Source organism: Pseudarthrobacter sp. 1C304, from assembly GCF_052245515.1.
Lineage (GTDB): Bacteria > Actinomycetota > Actinomycetes > Actinomycetales > Micrococcaceae > Arthrobacter.
The window spans coordinates 680,200-702,728 of sequence record NZ_JBQQCH010000002.1; the positions used below are offsets into that span (position 1 = coordinate 680,200).

Annotated in this window: 20 protein-coding genes and 1 pseudogene; 9 read left to right on the forward strand and 12 right to left on the reverse strand. The window is 68.9% G+C overall.

What is annotated here, in order from left to right; all coding sequences use genetic code 11:
* Nucleotides 1-59: 59 nt before the first annotated feature.
* A complete protein-coding gene (gene gdhA, locus ACTWQD_RS07230) occupies nucleotides 60-1,397 on the reverse strand; it encodes an NADP-specific glutamate dehydrogenase (protein WP_443195461.1) in 1,338 nt (445 codons plus the stop codon).
* Nucleotides 1,398-1,576: 179 nt separating this feature from the next.
* Nucleotides 1,577-2,182 carry an ArsR/SmtB family transcription factor gene (locus ACTWQD_RS07235; RefSeq protein ID WP_443195462.1) on the reverse strand — a complete coding sequence of 202 codons (606 nt, stop codon included), beginning with the start codon at nucleotides 2,180-2,182 and terminating at the stop codon, nucleotides 1,577-1,579.
* 162 nt (nucleotides 2,183-2,344) lie between these two features.
* Between ACTWQD_RS07235 and ACTWQD_RS07240 the strand changes: the two genes are divergently transcribed.
* Nucleotides 2,345-2,857, forward strand: coding sequence for a hypothetical protein (locus tag ACTWQD_RS07240; RefSeq protein ID WP_443195463.1), 513 nt, complete (start codon nucleotides 2,345-2,347; stop codon nucleotides 2,855-2,857).
* 13 nt (nucleotides 2,858-2,870) lie between these two features.
* Here the strand turns inward: ACTWQD_RS07240 and ACTWQD_RS07245 are convergent, their stop codons facing one another.
* Nucleotides 2,871-4,094 carry an acetoin utilization protein AcuC gene (locus ACTWQD_RS07245; protein ID WP_443195464.1) on the reverse strand — a complete coding sequence of 408 codons (1,224 nt, stop codon included), beginning with the start codon at nucleotides 4,092-4,094 and terminating at the stop codon, nucleotides 2,871-2,873.
* A gap of 103 nt (nucleotides 4,095-4,197) precedes the next feature.
* Here ACTWQD_RS07245 and ACTWQD_RS07250 point away from each other — a divergent pair, with 103 nt between their 5' ends.
* Together ACTWQD_RS07250 and ACTWQD_RS07255 are read left to right on the forward strand one after the other, a co-directional pair.
* Nucleotides 4,198-5,628: a TrkH family potassium uptake protein gene (locus ACTWQD_RS07250; RefSeq protein ID WP_443195465.1), complete on the forward strand. Its 1,431-nt coding sequence runs from the start codon at nucleotides 4,198-4,200 to the stop codon at nucleotides 5,626-5,628.
* Nucleotides 5,621-6,307 (forward strand): potassium channel family protein, encoded by a 687-nt coding sequence (locus ACTWQD_RS07255; protein ID WP_443195466.1) that lies wholly within the window; start codon nucleotides 5,621-5,623, stop codon nucleotides 6,305-6,307. Before ACTWQD_RS07250 ends, ACTWQD_RS07255 begins: the two co-directional genes overlap by 8 nt.
* Before the next feature lie 172 nt (nucleotides 6,308-6,479).
* Here the strand turns inward: ACTWQD_RS07255 and ACTWQD_RS07260 are convergent, their stop codons facing one another.
* The 5 genes from ACTWQD_RS07260 to topA form a co-directional block, all read right to left on the reverse strand.
* Nucleotides 6,480-7,061 (reverse strand): HhH-GPD-type base excision DNA repair protein, encoded by a 582-nt coding sequence (locus tag ACTWQD_RS07260; protein ID WP_443195467.1) that lies wholly within the window; start codon nucleotides 7,059-7,061, stop codon nucleotides 6,480-6,482.
* A gap of 55 nt (nucleotides 7,062-7,116) precedes the next feature.
* Complete coding sequence (gene proC, locus ACTWQD_RS07265; protein ID WP_443195468.1) at nucleotides 7,117-7,950, reverse strand: pyrroline-5-carboxylate reductase; 834 nt, start codon at nucleotides 7,948-7,950, stop codon at nucleotides 7,117-7,119.
* 243 nt (nucleotides 7,951-8,193) lie between these two features.
* Nucleotides 8,194-9,216, reverse strand: coding sequence for a Ppx/GppA phosphatase family protein (locus ACTWQD_RS07270; RefSeq protein ID WP_443195469.1), 1,023 nt, complete (start codon nucleotides 9,214-9,216; stop codon nucleotides 8,194-8,196).
* Between the two features lie 59 nt (nucleotides 9,217-9,275).
* Complete coding sequence (locus ACTWQD_RS07275) at nucleotides 9,276-9,716, reverse strand: SseB family protein (protein WP_443195470.1); 441 nt, start codon at nucleotides 9,714-9,716, stop codon at nucleotides 9,276-9,278.
* 116 nt (nucleotides 9,717-9,832) lie between these two features.
* Nucleotides 9,833-12,571 carry a type I DNA topoisomerase gene (gene topA, locus ACTWQD_RS07280; protein ID WP_443195471.1) on the reverse strand — a complete coding sequence of 913 codons (2,739 nt, stop codon included), beginning with the start codon at nucleotides 12,569-12,571 and terminating at the stop codon, nucleotides 9,833-9,835.
* 199 nt (nucleotides 12,572-12,770) lie between these two features.
* On the opposite strand from topA, the gene ACTWQD_RS07285 reads away from it, so the two are divergent.
* Nucleotides 12,771-13,697 (forward strand): SRPBCC family protein, encoded by a 927-nt coding sequence (locus tag ACTWQD_RS07285; RefSeq protein ID WP_443195472.1) that lies wholly within the window; start codon nucleotides 12,771-12,773, stop codon nucleotides 13,695-13,697.
* Between the two features lie 102 nt (nucleotides 13,698-13,799).
* Here ACTWQD_RS07285 and ACTWQD_RS07290 read toward each other — a convergent pair whose 3' ends face one another.
* The gene (locus tag ACTWQD_RS07290) at nucleotides 13,800-14,447 is read right to left on the reverse strand and encodes an ArsR/SmtB family transcription factor (RefSeq protein ID WP_443195473.1); all 648 of its coding nucleotides are present in this window, start codon (nucleotides 14,445-14,447) and stop codon (nucleotides 13,800-13,802) included.
* Nucleotides 14,448-14,637: 190 nt separating this feature from the next.
* On the opposite strand from ACTWQD_RS07290, the pseudogene ACTWQD_RS07295 reads away from it, so the two are divergent.
* A pseudogene (locus ACTWQD_RS07295) lies at nucleotides 14,638-15,783 on the forward strand (MFS transporter); the annotation flags it as partial.
* A gap of 45 nt (nucleotides 15,784-15,828) precedes the next feature.
* Here ACTWQD_RS07295 and ACTWQD_RS07300 read toward each other — a convergent pair.
* Nucleotides 15,829-17,463 carry a DUF7059 domain-containing protein gene (locus tag ACTWQD_RS07300; protein WP_443195474.1) on the reverse strand — a complete coding sequence of 545 codons (1,635 nt, stop codon included), beginning with the start codon at nucleotides 17,461-17,463 and terminating at the stop codon, nucleotides 15,829-15,831.
* Nucleotides 17,464-17,507: 44 nt separating this feature from the next.
* Nucleotides 17,508-18,272 carry a MerR family transcriptional regulator gene (locus tag ACTWQD_RS07305; RefSeq protein ID WP_443195475.1) on the reverse strand — a complete coding sequence of 255 codons (765 nt, stop codon included), beginning with the start codon at nucleotides 18,270-18,272 and terminating at the stop codon, nucleotides 17,508-17,510.
* Between the two features lie 280 nt (nucleotides 18,273-18,552).
* On the opposite strand from ACTWQD_RS07305, the gene srmL reads away from it, so the two are divergent.
* From srmL to ACTWQD_RS07325, 4 genes are all read left to right on the forward strand, one after another.
* Complete coding sequence (gene srmL / locus ACTWQD_RS07310) at nucleotides 18,553-19,719, forward strand: PheS-related mystery ligase SrmL (protein ID WP_443195476.1); 1,167 nt, start codon at nucleotides 18,553-18,555, stop codon at nucleotides 19,717-19,719.
* Nucleotides 19,720-19,760: 41 nt separating this feature from the next.
* Nucleotides 19,761-20,219, forward strand: a complete 459-nt coding sequence (locus ACTWQD_RS07315) for a hypothetical protein (protein ID WP_443195477.1) — start codon at nucleotides 19,761-19,763, stop codon at nucleotides 20,217-20,219.
* Nucleotides 20,220-20,296: 77 nt separating this feature from the next.
* Nucleotides 20,297-20,872, forward strand: coding sequence for a hypothetical protein (locus tag ACTWQD_RS07320; RefSeq protein WP_443195478.1), 576 nt, complete (start codon nucleotides 20,297-20,299; stop codon nucleotides 20,870-20,872).
* 69 nt (nucleotides 20,873-20,941) lie between these two features.
* Nucleotides 20,942-21,481 carry a DUF6023 family protein gene (locus ACTWQD_RS07325; RefSeq protein WP_443195479.1) on the forward strand — a complete coding sequence of 180 codons (540 nt, stop codon included), beginning with the start codon at nucleotides 20,942-20,944 and terminating at the stop codon, nucleotides 21,479-21,481.
* A gap of 9 nt (nucleotides 21,482-21,490) precedes the next feature.
* Here ACTWQD_RS07325 and trhO read toward each other — a convergent pair whose 3' ends face one another.
* Nucleotides 21,491-22,384 (reverse strand): oxygen-dependent tRNA uridine(34) hydroxylase TrhO, encoded by an 894-nt coding sequence (gene trhO, locus ACTWQD_RS07330; RefSeq protein WP_443195480.1) that lies wholly within the window; start codon nucleotides 22,382-22,384, stop codon nucleotides 21,491-21,493.
* Between the last annotated feature and the right edge of the window lie 145 nt (nucleotides 22,385-22,529).

The following is a 22,529-nucleotide window of genomic DNA, read 5'->3' on the forward strand; positions in this document are numbered from 1 at the left end:
GCAGTGCCCGTCCGGGACATTGCCGTGAACTGCCAGCCCGGCGCCGGACGGTCGCTGGCCTAGATGAGGCCCTGGGCGAGCATCGCGTCGGCCACTTTGACGAAGCCCCCGATGTTCGCGCCCAGCACGTAGTTCCCCGGGTCCCCGTACTCGTCCGCGGTGGCGGCGCAGCGGTCGTGGATACCGACCATGATCTCGGTGAGCCGTCCCTCGGTGTGCGCGAAGGACCAGGAATCGCGGCTGGCGTTCTGCTGCATTTCCAGCGCGGACGTCGCCACGCCGCCGGCATTGGCAGCCTTCCCCGGGCCGAACAGGATCCCGGCGTCCTGGAAAACCGCGACGGCGTCGCGGGTCGAGGGCATGTTGGCGCCCTCCCCCACTGCGAGCAGCCCGTTGCGGACCAGCCGGGCGGCCGCGCCGCCGTCGAGCTCGTTCTGCGTGGCACACGGCAGGGCAACGGTGGCGTCCACGTCCCAGACGGAGCCGCCGTCCACGTAGGTGACATTGGGGCGGCGGGCCTCGTAGTCCTTGAGCCGCCCGCGTTCGACTTCCTTGATCTGGCGGAGCAGGCCGACGTCGATCCCGGCCTCGTCCACGATGTAGCCGGAGGAATCCGAGCAGGCCACCACGGTGGCGCCCAGGGCCTGGGCCTTGGCGATGGCGTTGATGGCGACGTTGCCGGAGCCGGAGACCACCACGCGCTGGCCGTCGAAGGACAGGCCGCGGGTCTTGAGCATTTCCTCGGCAAAGATCACGGTGCCGAAGCCGGTGGCCTCGGGCCGCACCAGCGAGCCGCCCCAGGAGATGCCCTTGCCGGTCAGGACGCCGGATTCGTAGCGGTTGGTGATCCGTTTGTACTGCCCGAAGAGGTACCCGATCTCCCGGCCGCCGACGCCGATGTCCCCCGCCGGCACGTCCGTGTACTCGCCGATGTGGCGGTACAGCTCGGTCATAAAGGCCTGGCAGAAGCGCATGATCTCGGCGTCGGACCGTCCGCGCGGGTCAAAGTCGGAGCCGCCCTTGCCGCCGCCGATCGGCATGCCCGTCAGGGCGTTTTTGAAGATCTGTTCGAAGCCGAGGAACTTCACGATGCCCAGGTTCACCGACGGGTGGAACCGGAGGCCGCCCTTGTAGGGGCCCAGGGCCGAGTTGAACTCCACCCGGAAGCCGCGGTTGATCTGGAAGCGGCCGGAGTCGTCGGCCCACGGGACACGGAAGATGATCTGGCGTTCAGGTTCGCAGAGCCGCTCCAGGACGGCGCCTTCAAGGAACTCCGGGTGCCGGTCGTGCACCGGGCCCAGGCTTTCGAAGACCTCGGTGACGGCCTGGTGGAACTCATCCTCACCGGGATTCCGCGCCAGCACTGTGTCCCGGATGGCTTCCAGCCGTGCGTCCATTGCAACTCCTCCACCTCAGCGCCCACCATTGGGCGCACCAAACAAGCCTTTCCATGGTTGCACCGGGGCGGAAGGGATTTCCATTCGGGCGGCGGAGGACGCCCCGTGTGACAGAAAGGGCGTGGCGCAGGCCACATCCGGGACGGCGCGGGGCGCTAGCGCGCCGGGGATGCTTGCGGCTACTTTTTGCGGCCGAACTTGGGCAGGCTGGCCAGGAGGTCGGCGGCGCGTGTGGCGGCCCGTCCCACGGTGCGGCCGATCTGCTGCGGCATTTTGTCGTCGCCCGCCGTGCCGACCGGGAGCACGACGGCGGGGCTCAGGGGGCTGCCGGCGGGCCGTTCCGCGAGCACTGCGGCAGGCTCGGCCGGCGGCGGGGCCGCCGTGGTGGCTGCGGCCGCCAGGGTGTCCGGGACAGGCTGGAGAACGGGTTCGGCGGACCGCGCCGGTGCCGGCTCGGGGTCGCGGGCGGGTGCAGCGGCAGGTGCGGGGGCAGGGGCAGCTGCGGGGGCCGGCACCGCGGACTGCCCGACGTCGAACGTCTCCAGCCAGCTGGCCACCCCGGCCAGCGGCTTGGGGTTGAGCGCGTAGTAGCGCTTCTGGCCCTGCGCGCGCATGCTCACGAGGTCCGCTTCGCGGAGTACTTTCAGGTGTTTGGAAATGGTGGGCTGGCTGGCGTCGAGCTCCTGGACCAGTTCCCCCACTGCTTTGTCCCCCTTGCGGAGGGATACCAGAATGTCACGCCGGGTTGCCTCAGCAATGACGGCAAATACGTCGTCTGTCACCATGCCCTCCACAGTAGCGACATATACGCCGGATGGCATCCACAAGTCGCGCCGCCTGACCGGAGCCGCCGGGCATTGCCCCGTCCCGGGCGCGGTGCTAGAACGGACGCACCGCCTTCCCGGCAGGTGAGGCCGCAGCCTACCGACGCAGAGGAGTGGACCGCCATGGGGGATTTCTTCCGGAAACAGCTGTTCAACATCATCGCTGCCGTGTTCCTGGCGCTGTTCGTGATTGTCTGGGGCAACGTGCTGATCCAGGTCTGGGTGTTCATCCCGGAGGTTCCCGGCACTGCGCCCAAGCTGAACGGCGCGGTGGTCTGCGCAGCCGGGGCACTGTCGACGTCGCTGAGCTCACTGACTGCCTCGGCACTCGGCTTCACCATGGCCGAGGTGCGCCGGGAGGAACAGTCCGGCTCCGGGAAAACCGCCGGACAGGCCAGCGAAGGCATCTTCGACGCTGGCGGGATCACCACAAAACTCTCCGGCCGGGTCATCACGGCGCTGATGGTGTACCTAGTGATCGGGCTGCTGGTGCTCGGAGTGTGGCTCGTGAAGGGCACCGCCTCCACCGACCTGATCGGGGCGTTTTCCCTCTCGCTGCTGGGCTGGATCATCGGCGCGGCCGGGGTGGTGTTCCAGACCGAGAAGCCCACGTCCCAGCCGTCCGCGGCCGGATAGCCGCCACGGCCGGCTAGTCGAACCAGGGGTCCAAGCCGTAGAGCGGGAAGATTTCCTTGCGGGTGGCCATCACGGTGCGGTCCACTTCGTCGTTCGGGTCGAAGCCGACTTCCCAGGAGCGCCACCACAGGTCGACGTCGTCGCCCATCATTTCCGGCGGTGCCACCCCGTATTTTGGCCCGTACTTTTCCGTGACGTAGCTGCGCCAGTCCTCCGGCACGGGCGTGCGCAGCGGCACGGGCCGGCCGGCCGCGATCGCGATCAGGTGGCTCCACGCCCGGGGCACCACGGTGATGACGTTGTAGCCCCCGCCGCCGGTGGAGATCCAGCGGTTCTCGCAGAAACGTGCGGCGAGGTTTCCAATGGCCGTGGCCGCCTCCCGCTGGCCGTCGACGCTGATGTTGAGATGCGTCAGCGGATCCAGCCGGTGCGAGTCGCAGCCGTGCTGGCTCACGATCACCTCCGGCCCGAAGGCCTCGACGAGCTGCGGCACCACGGCGTGGAAGGCGCGGAGCCACCCGCCGTCCCCGGTGCCGGCCGGCAGAGCCACGTTCACAGCGCTGCCTTGTGCGTTGGGCCCGCCGATCTCATTGGCGTACCCCGTGCCGGGGAAGAGGGTCAGCCCGGTCTCGTGCAGGGAAATCGTGAGGACCCGCGGATCGTCCCAGAAGATGCTCTGGGTTCCGTCGCCGTGGTGGGCGTCGATGTCGATGTACGCCACCCGCTGCACACCGCCGTCGAGCAGCCGCTGAATGGCGAGGGCGGCGTCGTTGTAGATACAGAACCCGCTCGCGCGCTCCCGGGCCGCATGGTGCATGCCCCCGCCGAAGTTCACCGCCCGCACGGCGCTGCCGTCCAGGATGGCGGCAGCGGCGAGAAGGGAACCGCCGGCCAGGCGGGCGCTCGCCTCGTGCATGCCGGCGAAGGCAGGGTCATCCTCGGTCCCCAGCCCCCGGTCAAGGTCCGGGGTTCCGGGGTCCGCGCTCACCCGCCGCACGGCCGCGACGAAGTCCGGGCTGTGGACGGTGCACAGCTCCGCGTCGCTGGCGACCTCCGGGGCCGCAACCGAAACGTGCTCCAGGTCCAGCAGGCCGAGACTTCCGGCCAGCCGGGCGGTGAGCTCCATCCGTTCCGGGGCCATGGGGTGGCTGTGGCCGAAGTTGTAGGCGGTCATGGCAGGGTCCCACACCACCGTCGTCGGCAGTGCGGTCTGTGCAAGCCCCGGCAGGTATGTCATCAATCACAGGCTACCCGAGCCCGGCGGCCACCTCCCCCGTCATTGCGCGGGGTTTAGTGGTTTACTACTGAAGGAAACAGTTTCTAGCAAGGAAATGTCGCACATGACGCAGAGCCAGTCGAGGTCACGGCGCCCGGCCAACTGGCACCCCGGCACTCCGGAGCGGGAAGGCCTGTGGATCTTCACACGCCTCCGCGATTTCATCGACAGTATCGCCAACAGCTCCCCGGCCCGGCTGGCCCTGACCGCGTTCGGCATGGTGGTCCTGGTGTTCACCGCGCTGCTGTCCCTTCCGGTGTCCTCCGCAACGGGGGACTTCACGCCGCTGCACCAGGCGATGTTTACCGCGGTGTCGGCCGTCTGTGTCACCGGCCTGACCGTGGTGTCCACCGCGGTGCACTGGTCCTTCTTCGGCCAGCTGGTCATCCTGGTTGGCATCTTCGTCGGCGGCCTGGGCACCCTGACCCTGGCCTCGCTGCTGGCCCTCATGGTGAGCAAAAAACTGGGGGTCCGCGGCAAGCTGATCGCCCAGGAGGCCATGAACGCCGGCCGCCTCGGCGAGGTGGGCACCCTGCTGCGAATCGTCATCGTGACCTCCGTGGTGATCGAGGCCGCGCTGGCGGTGGCGCTGATTCCGCGGTTCCTGATGCTGGGCGAGAGTTTCGGCCAGTCCGTCTGGCACGGGGTGTTCTACGCCATTTCATCCTTCAACAACGCCGGTTTCACCCCGCACTCGGACGGCATCGTCCCCTACGAGACCGATCTGTGGATCCTCGTCCCGCTGATGGTCGGCGTTTTCCTGGGCAGCCTGGGCTTCCCTGTGGTGATGGTGCTCCAGCAGAACGGGCTGAACTGGAAGAAGTGGAACCTCCACACCAAGCTGACCATCCAGGTCTCACTGATTCTGCTGGTTTCCGGGACCGTGCTGTGGGGCCTGATGGAGTGGGAGAACGTGCGCACCATCGGCGGGATGAATGACGCGGACAAGATCATCCATTCGCTCTTCGCATCCGTGATGACCCGCTCCGGCGGCTTCAACCTGGTGGACCAGAACCAGATGGAATCCACCACCATGCTCCTGACCGACGCGCTGATGTTCGCCGGCGGAGGGTCGGCGTCGACGGCGGGCGGCATCAAGGTGACCACCATCGCGGTGATGTTCCTGGCCATCGCCGCCGAGGCCCGCGGCGACTCCGATGTGAAGGTCTACGGCCGCACCATCCCCGAGGGCACCATGCGCGTGGCCATCTCGGTGATCGTCGCCGGCGCCACCCTCGTCGCAGTCTCGGCCCTCCTGCTGCTCCACATCAGCGGCGAGTCCATGGACCGGGTGCTCTTCGAGACGATCTCCGCCTTCGCCACCTGCGGCCTCAGCACGAACCTCAGCGCCGAGCTGCCGCCGTCGGGCGTTTACGTCCTTACCGCGCTCATGTTTGCCGGGCGCGTCGGAACCGTCACCCTCGCCGCCGCCCTGGCGCTGCGCCAGCGCAGCCAGCTGTACCACTACCCGGAAGAGAGACCGATCATTGGCTAGTTCCTCAGGCGCCGTCAACCGGCCCGCCCACAACGCCCCCGTCCTGGTGATCGGGTTGGGCCGCTTTGGCGCATCCACGGCTGAACAGCTGGTCAAGCAGGGCCGCGAGGTGCTGGCCATCGAACGCGACCGGAACCTGGTGCAGAAGTGGTCCAGCACCCTGACCCACGTGGTGGAGGCGGACGCCACCAACATCGATGCGCTCCGCCAGCTCGGCGCGCAGGAGTTCAGCTCCGCCGTCGTGGGCGTGGGCACGTCGATTGAGTCCTCGGTGCTGATCACGGTGAACCTGGTGGACCTTGGCATCGAGCACCTCTGGGTCAAGGCCATCACGCCCTCGCACGGCAAGATCCTCACCCGGATCGGCGCCAACCACGTGATTTACCCGGAGGCCGACGCCGGTGTCCGCGCCGCGCACCTGGTGTCCGGACGCATGCTGGACTTCATCGAGTTCGACGACGACTTCGCGATCGTGAAGATGTACCCGCCGCGCGAGACCGTGGGCTTCACCTTGGACGAATCCAAGGTCCGGTCCAAGTACGGCGTCACCATTGTGGGTGTGAAGTCCCCGGGCGAGGACTTCACCTACGCCCGGCCGGAAACGAAGGTGTCCGCACGGGACATGCTCATTGTTTCCGGGCACGTGGACCTGCTGGAGAGGTTCGCCGCCCGCCCGTAGCGGCTCGCGGATGGACCTTGCGCGGCTGGTTACGCGTGGCGACGCGCTAAAGCCCTGACGCGGCCGTATTCCGGTAGCGTCAGGGCTTTAGCGCGTCATGGAGTAGTTGGCGCGGCGTGGGGACGGTTGCGCGTCGCAGGGTGCATTGCGCGTCGCGGCGGTTGCCGCGGGGTCAGGCCCCGGCTTTCGCCGCCTTCGCGGCGGCCTTGGCCGCCTGCTTGCTGGCCCGCACCTTTGCCAGCGACTCGGGATCCACAATGTCGGCGACGGACAGGAACGCGTCCTTCTGGCCGTAGTGCCCGGCGGCCCCCCGCCAGCCCTCGGCCTGGAGCCCGCACTGCTTGCCCAGCAGGGCCAGGAAGATCTTCGCCTTCTGCTCGCCGAATCCCGGCAGCGCCTTGAGCCGGCGCAGCACCTCCTGCCCGTCAGGGTCCCCCTGCGTCCAGATGGCCGCCGCGTCCCCGTTCCAGTCACGGTGCACCGTCTCTGCGAGGGCCTGGACCCTGCCGGCCATGGATCCGGGGAACCGGTGCACGGCAGGGCTCTCCCTGAACACCTCGACGAACGCCTGCGGATCGTATCCGGCGATCGCGGCGGGGTCCATGGACCCGATGCGCGTGCGGATCTTTTCGGGACCGGCGAAGGCCGATTCCATGGTCACTTGCTGGTCAAGCAGCATGCCGGTGAGCAGGGCGAACGCGTCGTCGCCCAGCAGTTTGTCCGCCGCGGGGTCCCCTGTGATGTGCAGTTCCATGGGTCCTATCCTGCCACCCGGCCCGGTCCCCCGTCATGGCGTGCACCCGCGGTGCTCAGGTCAGCTGTTTGGTGATCTCCGCGGCCCGGTCCGCCGCGGCGCGGGCGCCCTCGGCAATGATCCCGGGGAGGCCCCGCGCGTCGAAGGTGGCGATGGCGCGCTCGGTGGTGCCGTTGGGGCTGGTGACGGCCTTGCGCAGCGCGGCGGGATCCGCGCCCGGCTCCGCCAGCATAAAACCCGCCCCGGCGACGGTTTCGCGCGCGATCAGCAGGGACAGCTCAGGGTCCAGGCCCAGTTCGACGCCGGCCGCCGCCATCGCCTCGGCCAGGTAGAACGCGTACGCCGGGCCGGAGCCGCTGACCGCGGACAGCGCGTCCACCTGGTGCTCGGGAATTTCGACGACGGTGCCCGCGGGGGCCAGGACGTCCTTGGCGCGCTGGAGCTGGGCCGCGGTGCAGTGCGTGCCGGGAGACACGGACACAACGCCGCGTCCCAGCCTCGCCGGAGTGTTCGGCATGGTCCGGATCACGGGCTGGCCGTCGGGCAGCGCCGCTTCCAGCTGCTCCAGCGAGACGGCGGCCGCGACGCTGATGACAATCGTGTCCGGCGCGAGCGAGCCGCCGATTTCGCGGGCCAGGTCCGCGATGCCCACGGGCTTAACGCCCAGGATCACGACGCCGGACCCGGTGGCCGCCTGCTTGTTGTTCTCCGGCTCTTCCTCGCCCGCGATGGCCGTGATGCCGTGATGTTTCTCGGCCAGCTCGGCGGCCCGCTCGGCCCGGCGGACCGTGGCGACAATGTCCGCCGGGTCAGCGCCGCCGGCGATCAGCCCGCCCATGATGGCCTCGTTCATTGATCCACAGCCCAGGAATGCGATTCGGTTGCTCATGCCCCCATCATTGCAGTCGGGCCCGATTCACAGCCAGCTCACATCTTCAGGTCAGGGTCTTCACAAACTAGGGACCTAGCGTAGTAACTACCTCATTGAGGGTGCGAGTGATGCGGCAGGTATGCGGATGCCTGCCCGGCACCGGTGGTCTGCAGCGGGTTTCCCCCCATTTTCCCGCAGCAGACGGCCGGTGCCTTCGTCGTTTAACGCTCCGGGCCGCCGTCGGACGTCAGTCCGACGGGATCAGGCCGACGCGGCCGCCGCCTCGCCGTCGGGCAGCTGCGGATCTGCCGGCTGGCCGGTGCCCGTGACGTGGGGTGCGGGGTCCAGCGGCCCCTCGAAGACCAGCTGGTCCAGGCGGCGGAGAATCAGCCCTTCGCGGAGCGCCCAGGGGCAGATCTCCATGCTGGGGAATTCGAACAGTTCCAGGGCGGCTTCCGCCACGAGGGCCCCCGCCAGCAGCTGGGGTGCGCGCGCCTCGGAGACCCCGGGCAGGTTCAGCCGGTCTTTAACCTCCATGGCCGAGATGCGCTGCGCCCACAGGCCCAGGTCCGACGCGAAGAGTTCCCGCTTGACGTAGGGGCCGGCGCCGCTGGGCGCGGCCCCGGCGATGCGGGCCAGCGACCGGAAGGTTTTCGACGTGCCGGCCACATGGTTGACCTTGGCGAGCTTCTCGAAGTCCCGCACCACCGGCTTGAGGGTGCTCCGGATGTAGCGGCGCAGCTCCTTGACGCTTTTGGCCGACGGCGGGTCCCCCGCCAGCCAGTCCCGCGTGAGCCGGCTCGCGCCGAGCGGGACCGACGTCGCCAGTTCCGGGAGTTCGTCCTCCCCGTAGGCCATTTCAAACGAACCGCCGCCGATGTCCAGGTTCAGGATGGGGCCGGCGCCCCACCCGTACCAGCGCCTGACGGCGAAGAAGGTCATCGAGGCCTCTTCGCTGCCGGTCAGTTCCTGGAGCGTCACGGTGGTCTCATGCTTGACCCGGGCCAGCACGGCAGGACCGTTGGCGGCCTCACGGATCGCGGAGGTGCAGAACGCCAGCAGGTCCTCGGCCTTATGCTTGGCGGCGAACTCCCAGGCCTCGAGGACGAACTCGGTCAGCTCGTGCTGCCCGTCGTCGTTGATGCTGCCGTCGGGTTCCAGGAACTGCACCAGCGACAGCGGGCGTTTGTGCGAGGCGAACGGCACAGGCTGCGCCCCCGGGTGGGCGTCCACCAGCAGCAGGTGGACAGTGTTGGATCCAATATCAAGGACGCCTAGACGCATAGTGACATTATTCCCCCGGGAGCGCGGCCCGCCTAACGGGCCGCGCCCGCGTCTTCAGCTCAGGGCTGGCTGTCGCCGGAGGCGGCCTCGTCGGCCGGCTTGAAGTCGCGGCGGATGTTCGCCACGCCTTCCGGGTCGATCTCGAAGCCGAAGGCTGCGCCCGGGTTGATGACCATGCCGAGTTCGTCGCCGAGGTTGCCCAGGATCACGGCGCCCTGGGTGCCCAGCACGTTGGGGGCGGCCTCCAGGTACTGCTCCGCAACGCGGCTCGGGTGGGAGAAGACGGCCAGGACGGGGTTTCCTGCGGAGTTCGCCAGCACCAGCGGCTCCACCTGGGAATCGACGCCGTCCACGGTGTCTGAGCTGACGATGTACACCTCGCTGTTGAGGAAAGCGAGGATGACGTCAACGGGGTTGGCGTCCGGCTGCTCCCCCCGGGCAAGCTTCTCTTCAAGGTCGTTCAGCGGCTGGAGGTCCAAGTGATCGGGCTGTTCAGTCATGTCTCTACTCGACCACGTTGCGCGCGGGTCCGCAAACGCGAAATCGCCGGACACCCGCGAAACCGCCGGAAAATTCCGGCGATTTCGCAGGGTGCCGGCGACGTCGGCGCGCCCGCTTACTTCTTGGCGGCGGCCTTGCGGGCGGGGGCTTTGCGGGCCGGGGCCTTGCGCTTGACCGGGCCCTTGGCACGCTTCTCGGCGAGCAGCTCGACGGCCTGTTCGCGGGTGAGCTCCTCCAGCGAGGTGGTGCGCGGCACGGTGATGTTGGTGACGCCGTCGGTGATGTACGGGCCGAACCGGCCTTCCTTCACCACGATGTTCTTCTCCGAGACCGGGTCCGGGCCGAACTCGGCCAGCGGCGGGACGGCGGCGCGGGCGCCGCGCTGCTTCGGCTGGGAGTAGATCTCCAGCGCCTGCTCCAGCGTGATCGTGAAGATTTCCTCTTCCGAACCGATGGACCGGGAGTCCGTGCCCTTCTTCAGGTAGGGCCCGAAGCGGCCGTTCTGCACCGTGATGGGGTTGCCTTCGGCGTCCTGGCCGAGGACCCGGGGCAGGCTCATGAGCTGCAGGGCCTCGTCCAGGGTGACGGTGTCCACGCTCATCGAGGCGAACAGGGAGCCGGTGCGGGGTTTGGCCTTCACGGGCTTCTTCGGCGGCTTCGGCTTGCCGTTCTTGTAGTACTCCACCGGCTGGCTGGCCAGCTGTTCCTCGGTCATCTCGGGAATGACCTCGGTGACGTAGGCGCCGTAGCGGCCGTTCTTGGCGACGACGGTGTGCCCGGTGTGCGGGTCCGTACCGAGCACGCGCTCTTCCGGGGCCGCCGTCTCCATCAGTTCCACGGCCTTGGCCGCGGTCAGCTCGTCCGGTGCCAGGTCCTCGGGGACGTTGGCGCGGGCGGACTCCACCACTTCGCCGGTCTTCGGATCCACAGTCGGGATGGAGCTCTCCAGGTACGGCCCGAACTTGCCGACGCGCAGCGTGATGCCTTCGGTGATCGGGATGGAGTTGATTTCGCGGGCGTCGATCTCGCCGAGGTTGTTGACGATGCTCAGCAGCCCGGGTTCGGAATCCTCGCCGAAGTAGAAGTGCTTGAGCCAGGCGGGGCCGGCCTCCTGGCCGTTGGCGATCTTGTCCAGGTCCGCTTCCATGTCGGCCGTGAAGTCGTAGTCGACGTAGTCGTGGAAGTGCTGTTCCAGCAGCCGGATCACGGAGAACGCGATCCAGCTCGGCACCAGCGCGGAGCCCTGCTTCCGGACGTAGCCGCGGTCCTGGATGGTGGAGATGGTGGAGGCGTAGGTGGACGGGCGCCCGATGCCCCGCTTTTCCAGTTCCGCCGTCAGCGACGCTTCCGTGTAGCGCGGCGGCGGGGAGGTCTCGTGCCCGACGGCGACGATGTCCGAGGCCGTGAGTGCGTCGTCCTTGGCCACGTTGGGCAGCCGGCGGGCCTCGTCGGACTCGTCGTCGCCGCGGCTCTCATCCTTGCCTTCTTCGTAGGCGGCGAGGAAGCCGGGGAAGGTGATGACGGTGCCGGAGGCGGAGAATTCCGCGTCCCGGCCGGCGGCAGCGCCGCCCGAGGTGACCGCACCGAGGCGGATCGTGGCGGTGGAGCCCTTCGCATCGGCCATCTGCGAGGCGACGGTGCGCTTCCAGATGAGTTCGTAGAGGCGGAACTCGTCGCCGGAGAGCTGCTTGGCCACCTGCGCCGGCGTGCGGAAGGAATCCCCGGCGGGGCGGATGGCCTCGTGGGCCTCCTGCGCGTTGGCGGCTTTGCCGCTGTACACGCGCGGGGACGCGGGAACGTACTCGGGGCCGTACAGCTCCGAGGCCTGGCGCCGCGCGGCCGTGACGGCCTCGTTGCTCAGCGCGGAGGAGTCGGTACGCATATAGGTGATGTAGCCGTTTTCGTAGAGCCGCTGCGCCACCTGCATGGTGCTCTTGGAGGAGAAGCGCAGCTTGCGGCCGGCCTCCTGCTGCAGCGTCGAGGTGGTGAACGGAGCGGCCGGGCGCCGCGTGTACGGCTTGGTGTCGACGGAACGGACCTTGAAGTCGGCGTTCTGCAGGCCCGCTGCCAGGGCCGAGGCGAGTTCCTCGTCGAGGTGCACCACATTGCGGGATGTGAGCTCGCCGTTGTCGTTGAAGTCGCGGCCGCTGGCCACCTTGGCGCCGTCGACCATGGCCAGTTTCGCTTTGAAGGAGCCGGAGTCCGCGCCGAACTGTCCGGTCAGGTCCCAGTAGGAGGCCGCTTTGAAGGCCATCCGCTCGCGTTCGCGGTCCACCACCATGCGGGTCACCACGGACTGCACGCGGCCGGCGGACAGGCCGCGGGCCACTTTGCGCCACAGCACCGGGGAGATCTCGTAGCCGTAGAGGCGGTCCAACACGCGGCGGGTCTCCTGCGCGTCCACCAGGTCCTGGTCGACGTCGCGCAGGTTGTCCATGGCGCGGTGGATGGCTTCCTTGGTGATTTCTCCGAAGGTCATCCGGTAGACCGGGACCTTGGGCTTGAGGACTTCCAGCAGGTGCCACGCGATGGCCTCGCCCTCGCGGTCCCCATCGGTTGCGAGATAAAGAGCGTCAGCGTCTTTGAGCTGGGCCTTGAGTTCGGCGACCTTTTTCTTCTTGTCCGGGGACACCACGTAGTAAGGCTTGAAATCGTTGTCGATGTCGACGGCGAACTTGCCCACCGGGGTCTTCTTCAGTTCCGCGGGGAGTTCTGACGGCTGCGGGAGGTCGCGGATGTGACCAATGGAGGCCTCAACGATGAAGCCCTCGCCCAGGTACTTGGCGATGGTCTTGCTCTTGGCCGGAGACTCCACAATCACGAGTTTCTTACCGGTTTTGGCCTTGCTTGGCACGGTGCTCCTACAGAAAAAGGTTTTTCGGGCAGATGCGCCCATACCCGCCTAGTTCACCATATTTTGAGGTTTCCCGCCCATTCGGGCCCGCAACTTCCCGCGGACCACACCCTAGCCGGACCCGCGACTGGCAGATATAGTAAGCCTACTGATGAATAATCAGCCCTTGTTGATCCCCGATCCAATCAAAGGAGAAATCGTGAGCACCAAGGTTGAAAAGCGCATTTTGGTGAACGTCCCCGTCAGCGTCGCTTATAACCAGTGGACGCAGTTCGAGGAGTTCCCGCACTTCATGGGCGGCGTGAAGAGTGTCAAGCAGCTCAGTGACGAGAAGCTGGAGTGGACGGCGGAGATCGCCGGCGTCCGCAGGCAGTGGCAGGCCCGGATTCTGCAGCAGGTACCTGACCAGAAGGTGGCCTGGGCGGCAACGGAGGGTGCAACCAACGCCGGGTCCGTCACGTTTGAGGACCTCGGCGGCGGCCAGACATCGGTGCAGCTCTCTCTCGACTACGAGCCCGAAGGTATGGTCGAAAAGATTGGCGACAAGCTCAATGTCGTCGAAAAGCAGGCGGAGAGCGACCTTGAGCGGTTCAAGGCGTTTATCGAGGATGAGGGCTACGCGACCGGAGCGTGGCGCGGAACCGTGGGCGGGGGCGTACCCGCGGGAACCCCCGACGTCGGCGACGCGGCCGCTTCACGCGGCGACAGCGGCAAGGCCGGGGTCTCCGGCAAGGTGATTGCCGGCGTCGGCGTTGCGGCTGCGGCGGTCGCCGGAGTGGCGGCGGCGTCCGGGAGCAAGCGCTCCGACGGCGACGCGGCGACAACCGATGCGCCTGTTGCGCCTCCGGCCACCCCGCGCCCCGGAACCACCTCGGCGGTCCCGCCAACCGGCACCGCCGGAAGCGTCTTCCCGGACGAGGCCCCGGAGCCAACCGGCACCGCCGGCGTCGCGGGCACCCGCCCCGCCGCGAAACCCTTCGACCAGACGAACGGCCTGGTTGACATGGAGGGCGATTCCGACGAGACCGCCCTCAGCGACACCGCGAGCGAGGCCGAACGCAGGGCACGGACCGAGGGCGGCCCCGGCACGGTGCCGCCGGCCGGCGGCAGCCTCGGCCAGCACTAGGCAATATCCGGCGTAACCCGAAGGCCGGGGCGAGGGCTTACCACCTCCGCCCCGGCCTTCCGGCTGCCAGCGGGGTCCGCCCCGCACGCCGAGGGCAAAGCGTCAGGACGCCGGCGCCTTGCCGCGGTCATCCGGGATCATCGACCACATGGTAGCCATGCGCTCCGCGCCTTCGGGGACGTGGTCCGGGTCCTCCAGCTCATAGTCCCGCAGCAGGTCGAAGAGCCGGTTGTTCAGCTCGGCCCGCTGGTCCGGGGTCAGGTACAGCAGGTTGCTGGCCAGCACCACGGACGAGACGTCCCCGGCCTCGCCGCGCTGGCGCCGCTCGTCGCGGTCCTTGGCGTAGGCGTTGACGCGCCGGCGGTAGGCGTCCAGCTCAAGGTCCAGGACGGCGAACTCCGGGCTCGCCACTCCCCCGCCCGAATTGATGGTGAAGTCGGTGCCCGCGGCTTTCCAGCGGCGCTCCCGGGCATCGCCGGCCGTGGGCGCCGGGACCACAATGCCCCACTTCTGCAGGGCGCGCAGGTGGTAGCTCATGGCACTCGGGGTGAGGCCTGTCTGCGCCGCAAGCTCGGTGGCCGTCCGGCTCACCTGGGTTGAATACAGTTCGGAAATGACTTCCAGCCGGGCGGCATGGGCCAGCGCCCGGATCGCCTTCGGGTCGGTGATTTCCACTTTCTTTTCCGGGCGCTGCCGGCGCTTGGCGGCCGGCGCAACCGGCGGCTCCGCCGGGGAGGATTCTGCGTTCACCCCTCCAGTCTATCGAGCACCGCCAAACTATGAAAGAAATGCTTGACATTGGATTCCGGCGGGGCGTAGTTTGCCTATTATGAAACAGGTCCTTCACACTTTGCCGGGTGAGTCCCGGGCCGAGCAGCCCCTCTGGCGGAACCGCGATTTCCTCCTCGCCAGCAGCGCCCGTTTTTCTGCCACGGCAGGCATGGGAGCCGTCATCGTCAGCGTTATGCTGCACCTGCAGAACCTCGCCGCGGCCGGGCAGACCGCCGTCGCCGGCCCCTGGCTGGTGGCGGCCTACCTGTTCTGCTCGGCGCTCCCCCTGGTGCTGCTGGCGCCGTGGGCCGGCCGGCTGGCGGACACCCACGATTCCCGGACGCTGGCGACGGCGTCATCCGTGGTCAGCGCCGCGGCGGTCGCAGGCATGGGGCTGGGCATGCAGTTTCTGGACAATTACCTGCCGGTGCTGTTCGCCATGACCTTCCTCCTCGATACCGCCCAGGCCGTGGCCGGGCCCACCTGGCAGGCCCTCCTGCCGCGGATCGTGGGCGAGGAACGGACCCCGCGGGCGTTGGGCACCATGCAGGCCACCATCATGGTCGCCAGCATGGTGGGCCCGGCCGCGGGCGGGCTGCTCAGCGGGTGGGGCGGATCCGGCCTGGTGTTTGCCGTGGCCAGCGGCTGCTACCTGGCCATGGGCGCCGGCGCCCTGCTCATCCGGACCCGCCGCGGCACTGCCGCAGAGCGGGCCGGCAAGGACAAGCCCGCCCTGCTGGACGGGCTGCGCCTGATCCGCCGCGACAGCCTGGTCTGGGCCCTGGTGCTGGGCGCCCTGTTCTTCATTACCGTCGGCGAGGCGACCAACGTCCTGGAGGTCTTCCTGGCCCGCGACGAGCTGGGTGCCAGCGAAACCCAGTACGGACTGCTGGCGGCGTCGTTTGGCCTCGGCATGGCGGTGGGCGCCTCGCTGGCCGGCCGGATCAGGACGGCGCCGGCCCGGCTGCGCGCACTGCTGGCCGCGATGGCCCTCACTTCCGCCTTCCTGGGGATCATGGCTCTGGTGCCGAGCATAGAGCTGCTGTTTGTGGCCTACACCGCCATGGGGGCGGCGTGCGGCGTGCTCAACGCCTGCTTCGGGGCGATCGCGATCCTGCGGATCCCGGAGAGCGGGCGGGGCCAGGCGATGGCGATCATCGGGGGCATGACCCGGGCCGTCTCCATCGGGGCGCTGGCCCTGGGCGGACTGCTCGGAGCGCTGCTGCCCATCCGCACCAGTTTCCTGCTCACCGGAGTGTGCGGGGTCCTGGTGGCGCTGGCTGTCGCCGCGTATGTCCTGCCGAGGTTCGGCAGCGCGGGCGCGGCGGGTCCCGCGGCGGGACTCGCTGTACCGGCCGTCTCAGGCGGGCAGCAGGAAGCCGTCTCGGACCAGGTTCCCCACCTCGGTGAGGAGCCCAGCACGGAAAGCTTCGGCGTCCCAGCCCTCTCCACCGCCCAGCAACGCCTCGAGGGCACCGATGATCTGCCCGGCGGACAGGTCGCCGTCGCACGCTGAGACAAAACCGGCCAGTTCGGTGCTCAGCAGGTTGGTGCGCCGGAGGCCCGCACCTTCGCGCAGCAGGATGACGCCGGGGTGTTCGGCCCCCGGGCGCTGGTGCCGCTCCTCGGTGACGTCCTCGGCCACCACCAGGTGCGCGTCCGCCACCTCGTGGCTGGCCAGCCAGTCGGCACGTTCGACGGCGGCGCCCAGGTGCGGGCCGACGGGCTGCTCGATCGGATAAGTGATCTCCTCGAAGCGCCGCAGCACCGGGCCGCCCACAGGCCGCCGCAGCCAGATCATCCCGAAGCCGATTGACCCGACGTTGCGGGCCGCGAAATCGTCCAGGTAGGCGGCGTAGGACTCCTGATAAAGCGTCCGGTCGCGGGCCGTGGACGCGTCCTGCAGCCAGGTCTCGGCATACTGCTCCGGGGTGACCTGCTCGCGCTGGATCAGCCACACGTCCGTGTCCGGACCGGCCCAGCTTTGCGGGCGTGCAGCCCAGTCAGCGTCCGCCGGGATCTCCCAGTTCCCCAAAAGCTGGGCTGTTCCGCCCGGGGTGAGGACCGAGGGCAGGGCCCGGACCAGCGACGCGACGATCTCATCGCCCGGCAGGCCGCCGTCGCGGTAGGTGAACTGGTCCGCGGCGGCCTCGCCGAGCCGGCGCGGCGTGATGACGAACGGCGGATTGGAAACCACCAACTCAAACTCCTCGCCCGCCACCGGGTCCAGCAGGGAGCCCAGGCGCAGGCTCACGCGGGATTCCAGGGCCGCCGGGTCCAGGTGCAACTGGCCGGCGTTGAGCAGCAGGTTGAAGCGGGTGAAGGCGAGGGCCCGGGCGGAGATATCGGTGGCGGTGACGTGCTCGGCGTGGTGCAGCAGGTGGAAGGTTTGGATGCCGCAGCCGGTGCCGAGGTCCAGGGCCGTTGCCACGTGCCGGCGGGCCGTGACCTGCACCAGGGTGGTGGAGGCCTGGCCGATCCCCAGCACATGGTCATGGCGCAGCACACCGGGGCGCTGGTGGGCGGCCAGGTCGCTGGCCACCCAGAGCTCCGCCCCGCCGCTGCCGTCAGAATTTCCCTCCCAGCCGTACGGCCGCAAATCTACCTTCGCCTCGATCCGGCCGTCGGCGGCCGGATCCACGAGGCCCAGTTCCAGCAGGCCCTCGGTCCGGATACCGGGCAGCGCGGCGTCGAGTGCGGCAGCGGGCTGCGGTTCGGCCAGCAGCCAGAGGCGCACGACGGCGGCGAGCGCCGCCGTCGTGGTCTGACTCTGGCGGCTCGCCGCTTCGCCTGCGGCCTCCGTTGCGATCAGCGCGGGGACGAGTTGGTCGCGGGCCAAGGCGCTGTGGGCGGCCGGGCCGAGGAGCGCGGCGACGCCGTCAACGGTGTAGCCGATGCGGCGCAGGTCCGCGGCCAGCGAATCCAGGTGGCCGGGGAGGTCGCTGCGGGGCGCATCGGGGGTGTTGCCGGCCGTGAAATGCGTTGAGGGAGTCACCGGACCAGCTTAGTCCCGGCCCGCGGCGGTGACGGGGGCCGGCCCTAGAGGTGCCTGGCTGCGTAGATCCGCAGGGCGTCGCGGACAAACACGGCCCCGGCTTCCCCGCCGTAGTTGGCGGCGAACCGCGGGTCCTCGACGTACATCTCGGCGAGCCCGGTGACGTAGGCCTTCACGTCACCGCTGCTGCCCGGCGCGGCGGCCGGTGTGCCGGGGATTCCGGTAAGCCAGGCGACGTGCCGCCGGGCCAGCTCCTGCGCCTCGGGGCTGTCCGCCGCGGCGCCCGATTCGGCGGCGGCGATCCAGTCGCTGCCCAGCTGCCGGGACCGCTGCTGCCAGGCGACCTTCTCGGCCGGGCCCATCCCGCGCCACCAGGCGTCGCTGCTGGCGTAGGCCTCCTTGCCCCAGCGCTCCTCCACCTCGTCCTTGTATTGGGTGTGGTCGAATCCGTCGAACATCTCTTCCGCCATGATTTCTCCTCCTTCTGCCAGTCCTTCAAGCGTCCGCCGGATCGCGGCGATCTGCCGCGCAAGCCTGTCCTGTTCCTGCCGCAGCCACTCGAGGTGGCGGCCCAGCGCCCGGGCGGCATCTGGCTCGTGGTCAAGGACCTCCGCGATGGCCGGAAGGCTGAGTCCCAGGTCCCGCAGGAGCAGGATGCGCTGCAGCCGCACCAGCGCGTCCCGGCCGTAGAACCGGTAGCCGTTCCCGCCGGTGCGGCTGGGTTTCAGCAGCCCGATGTCGTCGTAGTGGCGCAGGGTCCGGCTGGTGGTGCCGGCGTTCCTGGCCGTCTGCTGCACGGACCATTCCACGTTCCTGCCTCCATTCCGCCGCCGGCCCCTTGCGGGCCATAGTTCGATGCTAGAGGTTGACGTTGCGTCAAGGTCAAGCGCGGGCCCGGCGTCCTGGCGAGGATGTGGGCCGCCTGCAGTACCATGGCCGTATGCGCATGCAGCAGCGATTTACCAGCCCTCGGCCGCTTTCCGGCCGCACGGGCTTCTTGCCGCGCGCATAACTGCAGCCGCCGGGGTCCGTCCGGTGCAGCGGCTGAGGGTGAAGCTCCCCTCCCGCACTGACTACAAAGGACCCCTGATGAAGAACTATCTGACCCCCTCCGAGCTGCAGACCGCCCTGGCGCTCCGCGATTTGTCCGACCCCGCCCAGGGTCCCCACGCGATGTCCCTGCTGCTGGCGGAGATCACGTTGGCCCTGGAAAAACTCTGGGGCATCGGCGTGGACACCCACCGGCTCAGCCCGCTCGTCGCGACCGCCGACAACTACGACCGGCTGGGCTACTCCCCCGACGACGTCACCCGCGATTCGCGCTACTCCCGCCACGTCAGCCCCACGGTGATGCTGCGGAGCCACACGTCGGCAGGCGTACCGGCCCTCTTGGACTCCCTGCGCCCGGAGATGGGGCACTACGACCGGCTGCACGCGCTGCCGGGCCTGGTGTACCGGCGCGATTCGATCGACCGCACCCACGTCGGCGCCCCGCACCAGGTGGACCTGTGGCGGCTCAAGGCGCGCGGCCTGCTCGGTGCCGCCGAGCTGGACCAGATGATGGCGGCTGTAGTGGAGGCCGTTCTCCCCGCGTCCGCCCACCCTGCCCTGGAGTGGCGCGCCACCCCCGCGTCCCACAGTTACACGGACACAGGCCGGCAGCTCGACGTGCTGGTGACCCAGCCGGACGGCAGCCGGGAATGGCTGGAACTGGCCGAATGCGGCCTGGTCGCCGCGCAGGTCCTCCGCGGCTCCGGTCTGGATCCGCGCCGCTGGGCCGGCCTCGCTCTGGGGCTGGGCCTGGACCGGGCCCTCATGCTGCGCAAAGGCATCCGGGACATCCGGCTCCTGCGCTCGGAAATGCCCGCCATCCAGGACCAGATGCTGGACCTGCACCCCTACCGTCCGGTGTCGGCCATGCCGGAGGTCCGGCGCGACCTGTCCCTGGTCCTCCGCTCCGCCGCAGAGGCCGACGTCGAACTGCTGGGCGACCGGGCACGGACCGCCCTCGGACCGGAGTCCGAGCTGCTGGCAGCACTGGAGGTCAGGTCCGTCACGCCCGCGTCGGGGCTTCCAACCGCCGCCGTCCACCGGCTCCGGCTCGCTCCCACCGAGGTGAATGTCCTGCTGCGGCTGGTCCTGCAGCCGCTGGACCGGACACTGACCGACGGGGAGGCCAACGTCCTGCGCGACCGGGTGTATCTCGCGTTGCACCGGGGCCTGGTCCTTGAGCTCAGTGCGGGGCAGGGCGCCTGACGCCGGCCGGACTGGCCCCGCAACAACGGTAAGTTGGAGGGATGTTCTTCCCCTTGAGCCCCACCCGCGCCGGGACCCTTCGGCGGCGCGCCCGCGGCATCGCGGCGGGCGCCGCCGTCGTCCTGGCCGCCGCGGCATGCTCCCCGGCCGGTTCCGTCGAATCCGCCGACGTGCCGGCATGGAAAGCAACAGCGCTTCCCTCAGCCGGCGGGGTGGTGTTCGAGGACGCGGGAAAGATCCTCAACCGCGATCCAATCGTCAAGACCGCGCCGGAGATTGCCCCGGGCACCTATGTCCTGACCATTACCTGCGACGGCGGCGGCAAGGCATTTTTCGAGGTCACGTTGGACGATGCCCGGCTGGGCGAGCCCGGGGCGGCCTGTAACGGAAGCCGCGAGACCGCACGCATCAAGGTCCCCACCGCCGGAACGCTCCGGATCAGCGCCTCAAGCGTCGATGCCCCGCTGATCTACGCCTACCAGCTGGCGCCCGCGGCATAGCTGCCAGGCCCGAACGCGCCCGCGTGACTTGCGCCCGTGTGACTTGCGCCCGCGGCCCCGGCCGTTAGGCTCGCAACATGTTTGCTACTGGGGGTATGCACCGGACGCGCCGAACCGCCGCGCTCTTGGTGGTGGCCGCCGTCGCCGCCGGGCTGGCCGGCTGCCAATACGCAGACGACGTCGGGACGATGCCAGCCGTTTCCAGCACCCCCGCTCGTTCGCACCCGGCCAGGGTTCCGCTGCCGACCCGGGACCCGGAAGTCGTTGCCGCGGAAACCCGCAATCTCCTTGAGTTCAGGACGGTCCTCGACGGGATGACGGAGGATTTCCTGTTCGGCGGATCGGGCGGGATCGGCGACACCCCCGGCGGAGGACTCTCGACGTCCGGCCCCATTAGGAAGGCCGGCCAGTACAAGGTCACCGTAGCCTGCGTCGGGGCACCGGATGCGCACCTGTCCGTCACCCAGGGAGCCCGCGGGGGCGGCACACTTCTGGAGCGCAGCATCGACTGCGGCATCTTGACCGAGGCGCTGGTTGACCTGGAGCCAGGGACCGTCTCGGCCCACCTGATCCGGTATGGCGACGGTGCCCGCGGCTCCGGAACAGGCACCGTCGCAGAGATCCGCATCGGCTTCAGGGGTCCGGGGACGTAGACGGGCAGGGGTCCCTCTGCCCGCCGTCGGACTCTGGCGCATGCGCATCGGCGGGCTTAAAGTCAGCGTATGCCCACTCTGCCGACGTCGGGCGTTCCCCGGATCCCCGCGGTTTGCGCCGCGGCGATCGTCCTTGGGCTGGCGCTGGGAACCGGCCTGGCCGGCTGCGCGTACGAATACGACGACGGTTTCGCCACCGCGACCGAACCAACAGCTGCCCCGACGTTCACCGATGCGGCGCTGACGCCGGACCCCCGGCTGAACCAGCCCGTCTCCGGCGCAGAACTGGACGCGTGGGCCACGGAGGCGCTCCCGGACACCGGGGAGCAGGTTTTCCACACCAACTACGGCGTCCTGGCGGCCGGAGAGGACCATGAGGAGAACACCGCCAGCCTGCCCGCCGGCAGTTACGCCCTGACCCTGGCCTGCAGGAGCCCGCGGCGGGTGTCCTTCAGCATCAGCCACGGCGACATTGAACTGGTGGACCTGAACCTGCGGTGCGGGACCTCACGGGTAAACGTGGTCTATCTGCCGGACGGCGTGGTGCTGCAGATCAAGGTCGAAGCCCGGAGAGGCGCCAACTTCGCCTACCGGGTGGGCCGGATCTGACGCGCCCGGTCAGGCGGCGCAACCGCCCGGGCAGCGCAACGTCTCCGGGCTGGCCGCGCAGTCCCGGCAGTACAGCGTCAGCGTGCGGCAGGAAAGGTTGGAGCAGTTCTCAAACTTGCTCGTTGGCGCCGAGCAGCGGACGCATTCGCCGATGGTCTTCGCTTCGTCGCTGAACTCCAGATGCATGCGCTTGTCGAACACGTAGAGGGAGCCCTCCCAGAGGCCCTGGTCCTTGAAGGTTTCGCCGTAGCGGACGATCCCGCCGTCGAGCTGGTACACCTCTTTGAAACCACGGTTCACCATGAGGCTGGACAGTACCTCGCAGCGGATGCCTCCGGTGCAGTAGGTGACCACCGGCTTGTCCTTGAGCCCGTCATATTTGCCGGAGTCGAGTTCCCTGATGAAGTCATGGGTGGTGGCGACGTCCGGAACAACAGCGTCCTTGAACTTGCCGACCTGTGCCTCGAAGCCGTTGCGGCCGTCGAAGAAGACCACGTCCTCGCCGGACGCCTTCCGCGATTCCACCAGCTGGTGGAGCTCCTCCGGCTTGAGGTGCTTTCCGCCGCCCACGACGCCGCCGGCATCGACCTTGAGCTCGCCCGGGGCACCAAAGGACACCACTTCGTCGCGTACTTTGACGCTCAGCCGGGGGAAGTCCGCGGCGCTGCCCTCGGACCACTTCACGTCGATGCCGTGGAAGCCCTTGTATTCCCGTGTGGTCTTCACGTACTGCTTGACCGCGTTCAGCTCACCGCCGACGGTCGCATTGATGCCGTCCTTGGAGATGATGATGCGGCCGGTCAGCCCGAGCTTTTCGCACAGGGCACGCTGCCAGAGCCGGATCGCCTCCGGGTCGGCGAGCGGGGTAAAGCCGTAAAAGAGCACAATTCTGTTCAAAGCCACGGTTAAAGGGTACCGGGCGGGCCCGGCCGGTGGCCTGCCGGGCAGGGCTGCGCGGTCCGCACCCGGGCCGGCTCCGGCCGGGCGCCGGCAGGTTCGTCCGGTCACAATTGCGTAAGCACGGCCGGTTCCCCCACCCGGCCCCTGT

Bases quoted from the DNA above. Each gene is read 5' to 3' on its own strand.
- gdhA (WP_443195461.1), bottom strand. From the start codon at position 1,397: ATGGACGCACGGCTGGAAGCCATCCGGGACACAGTGCTGGCGCGGAAT.
- ACTWQD_RS07235 (WP_443195462.1), bottom strand. From the start codon at position 2,182: ATGGTGACAGACGACGTATTTGCCGTCATTGCTGAGGCAACCCGGCGT.
- ACTWQD_RS07240 (WP_443195463.1), top strand. From the start codon at position 2,345: ATGGGGGATTTCTTCCGGAAACAGCTGTTCAACATCATCGCTGCCGTG.
- ACTWQD_RS07245 (WP_443195464.1), bottom strand. From the start codon at position 4,094: ATGACATACCTGCCGGGGCTTGCACAGACCGCACTGCCGACGACGGTG.
- ACTWQD_RS07250 (WP_443195465.1), top strand. From the start codon at position 4,198: ATGACGCAGAGCCAGTCGAGGTCACGGCGCCCGGCCAACTGGCACCCC.
- ACTWQD_RS07260 (WP_443195467.1), bottom strand. From the start codon at position 7,061: ATGGAACTGCACATCACAGGGGACCCCGCGGCGGACAAACTGCTGGGC.
- proC (WP_443195468.1), bottom strand. From the start codon at position 7,950: ATGAGCAACCGAATCGCATTCCTGGGCTGTGGATCAATGAACGAGGCC.
- ACTWQD_RS07270 (WP_443195469.1), bottom strand. From the start codon at position 9,216: ATGCGTCTAGGCGTCCTTGATATTGGATCCAACACTGTCCACCTGCTG.
- ACTWQD_RS07275 (WP_443195470.1), bottom strand. From the start codon at position 9,716: ATGACTGAACAGCCCGATCACTTGGACCTCCAGCCGCTGAACGACCTT.
- srmL (WP_443195476.1), top strand. From the start codon at position 18,553: ATGAAGAACTATCTGACCCCCTCCGAGCTGCAGACCGCCCTGGCGCTC.
- ACTWQD_RS07315 (WP_443195477.1), top strand. From the start codon at position 19,761: ATGTTCTTCCCCTTGAGCCCCACCCGCGCCGGGACCCTTCGGCGGCGC.
- ACTWQD_RS07320 (WP_443195478.1), top strand. From the start codon at position 20,297: ATGTTTGCTACTGGGGGTATGCACCGGACGCGCCGAACCGCCGCGCTC.
- ACTWQD_RS07325 (WP_443195479.1), top strand. From the start codon at position 20,942: ATGCCCACTCTGCCGACGTCGGGCGTTCCCCGGATCCCCGCGGTTTGC.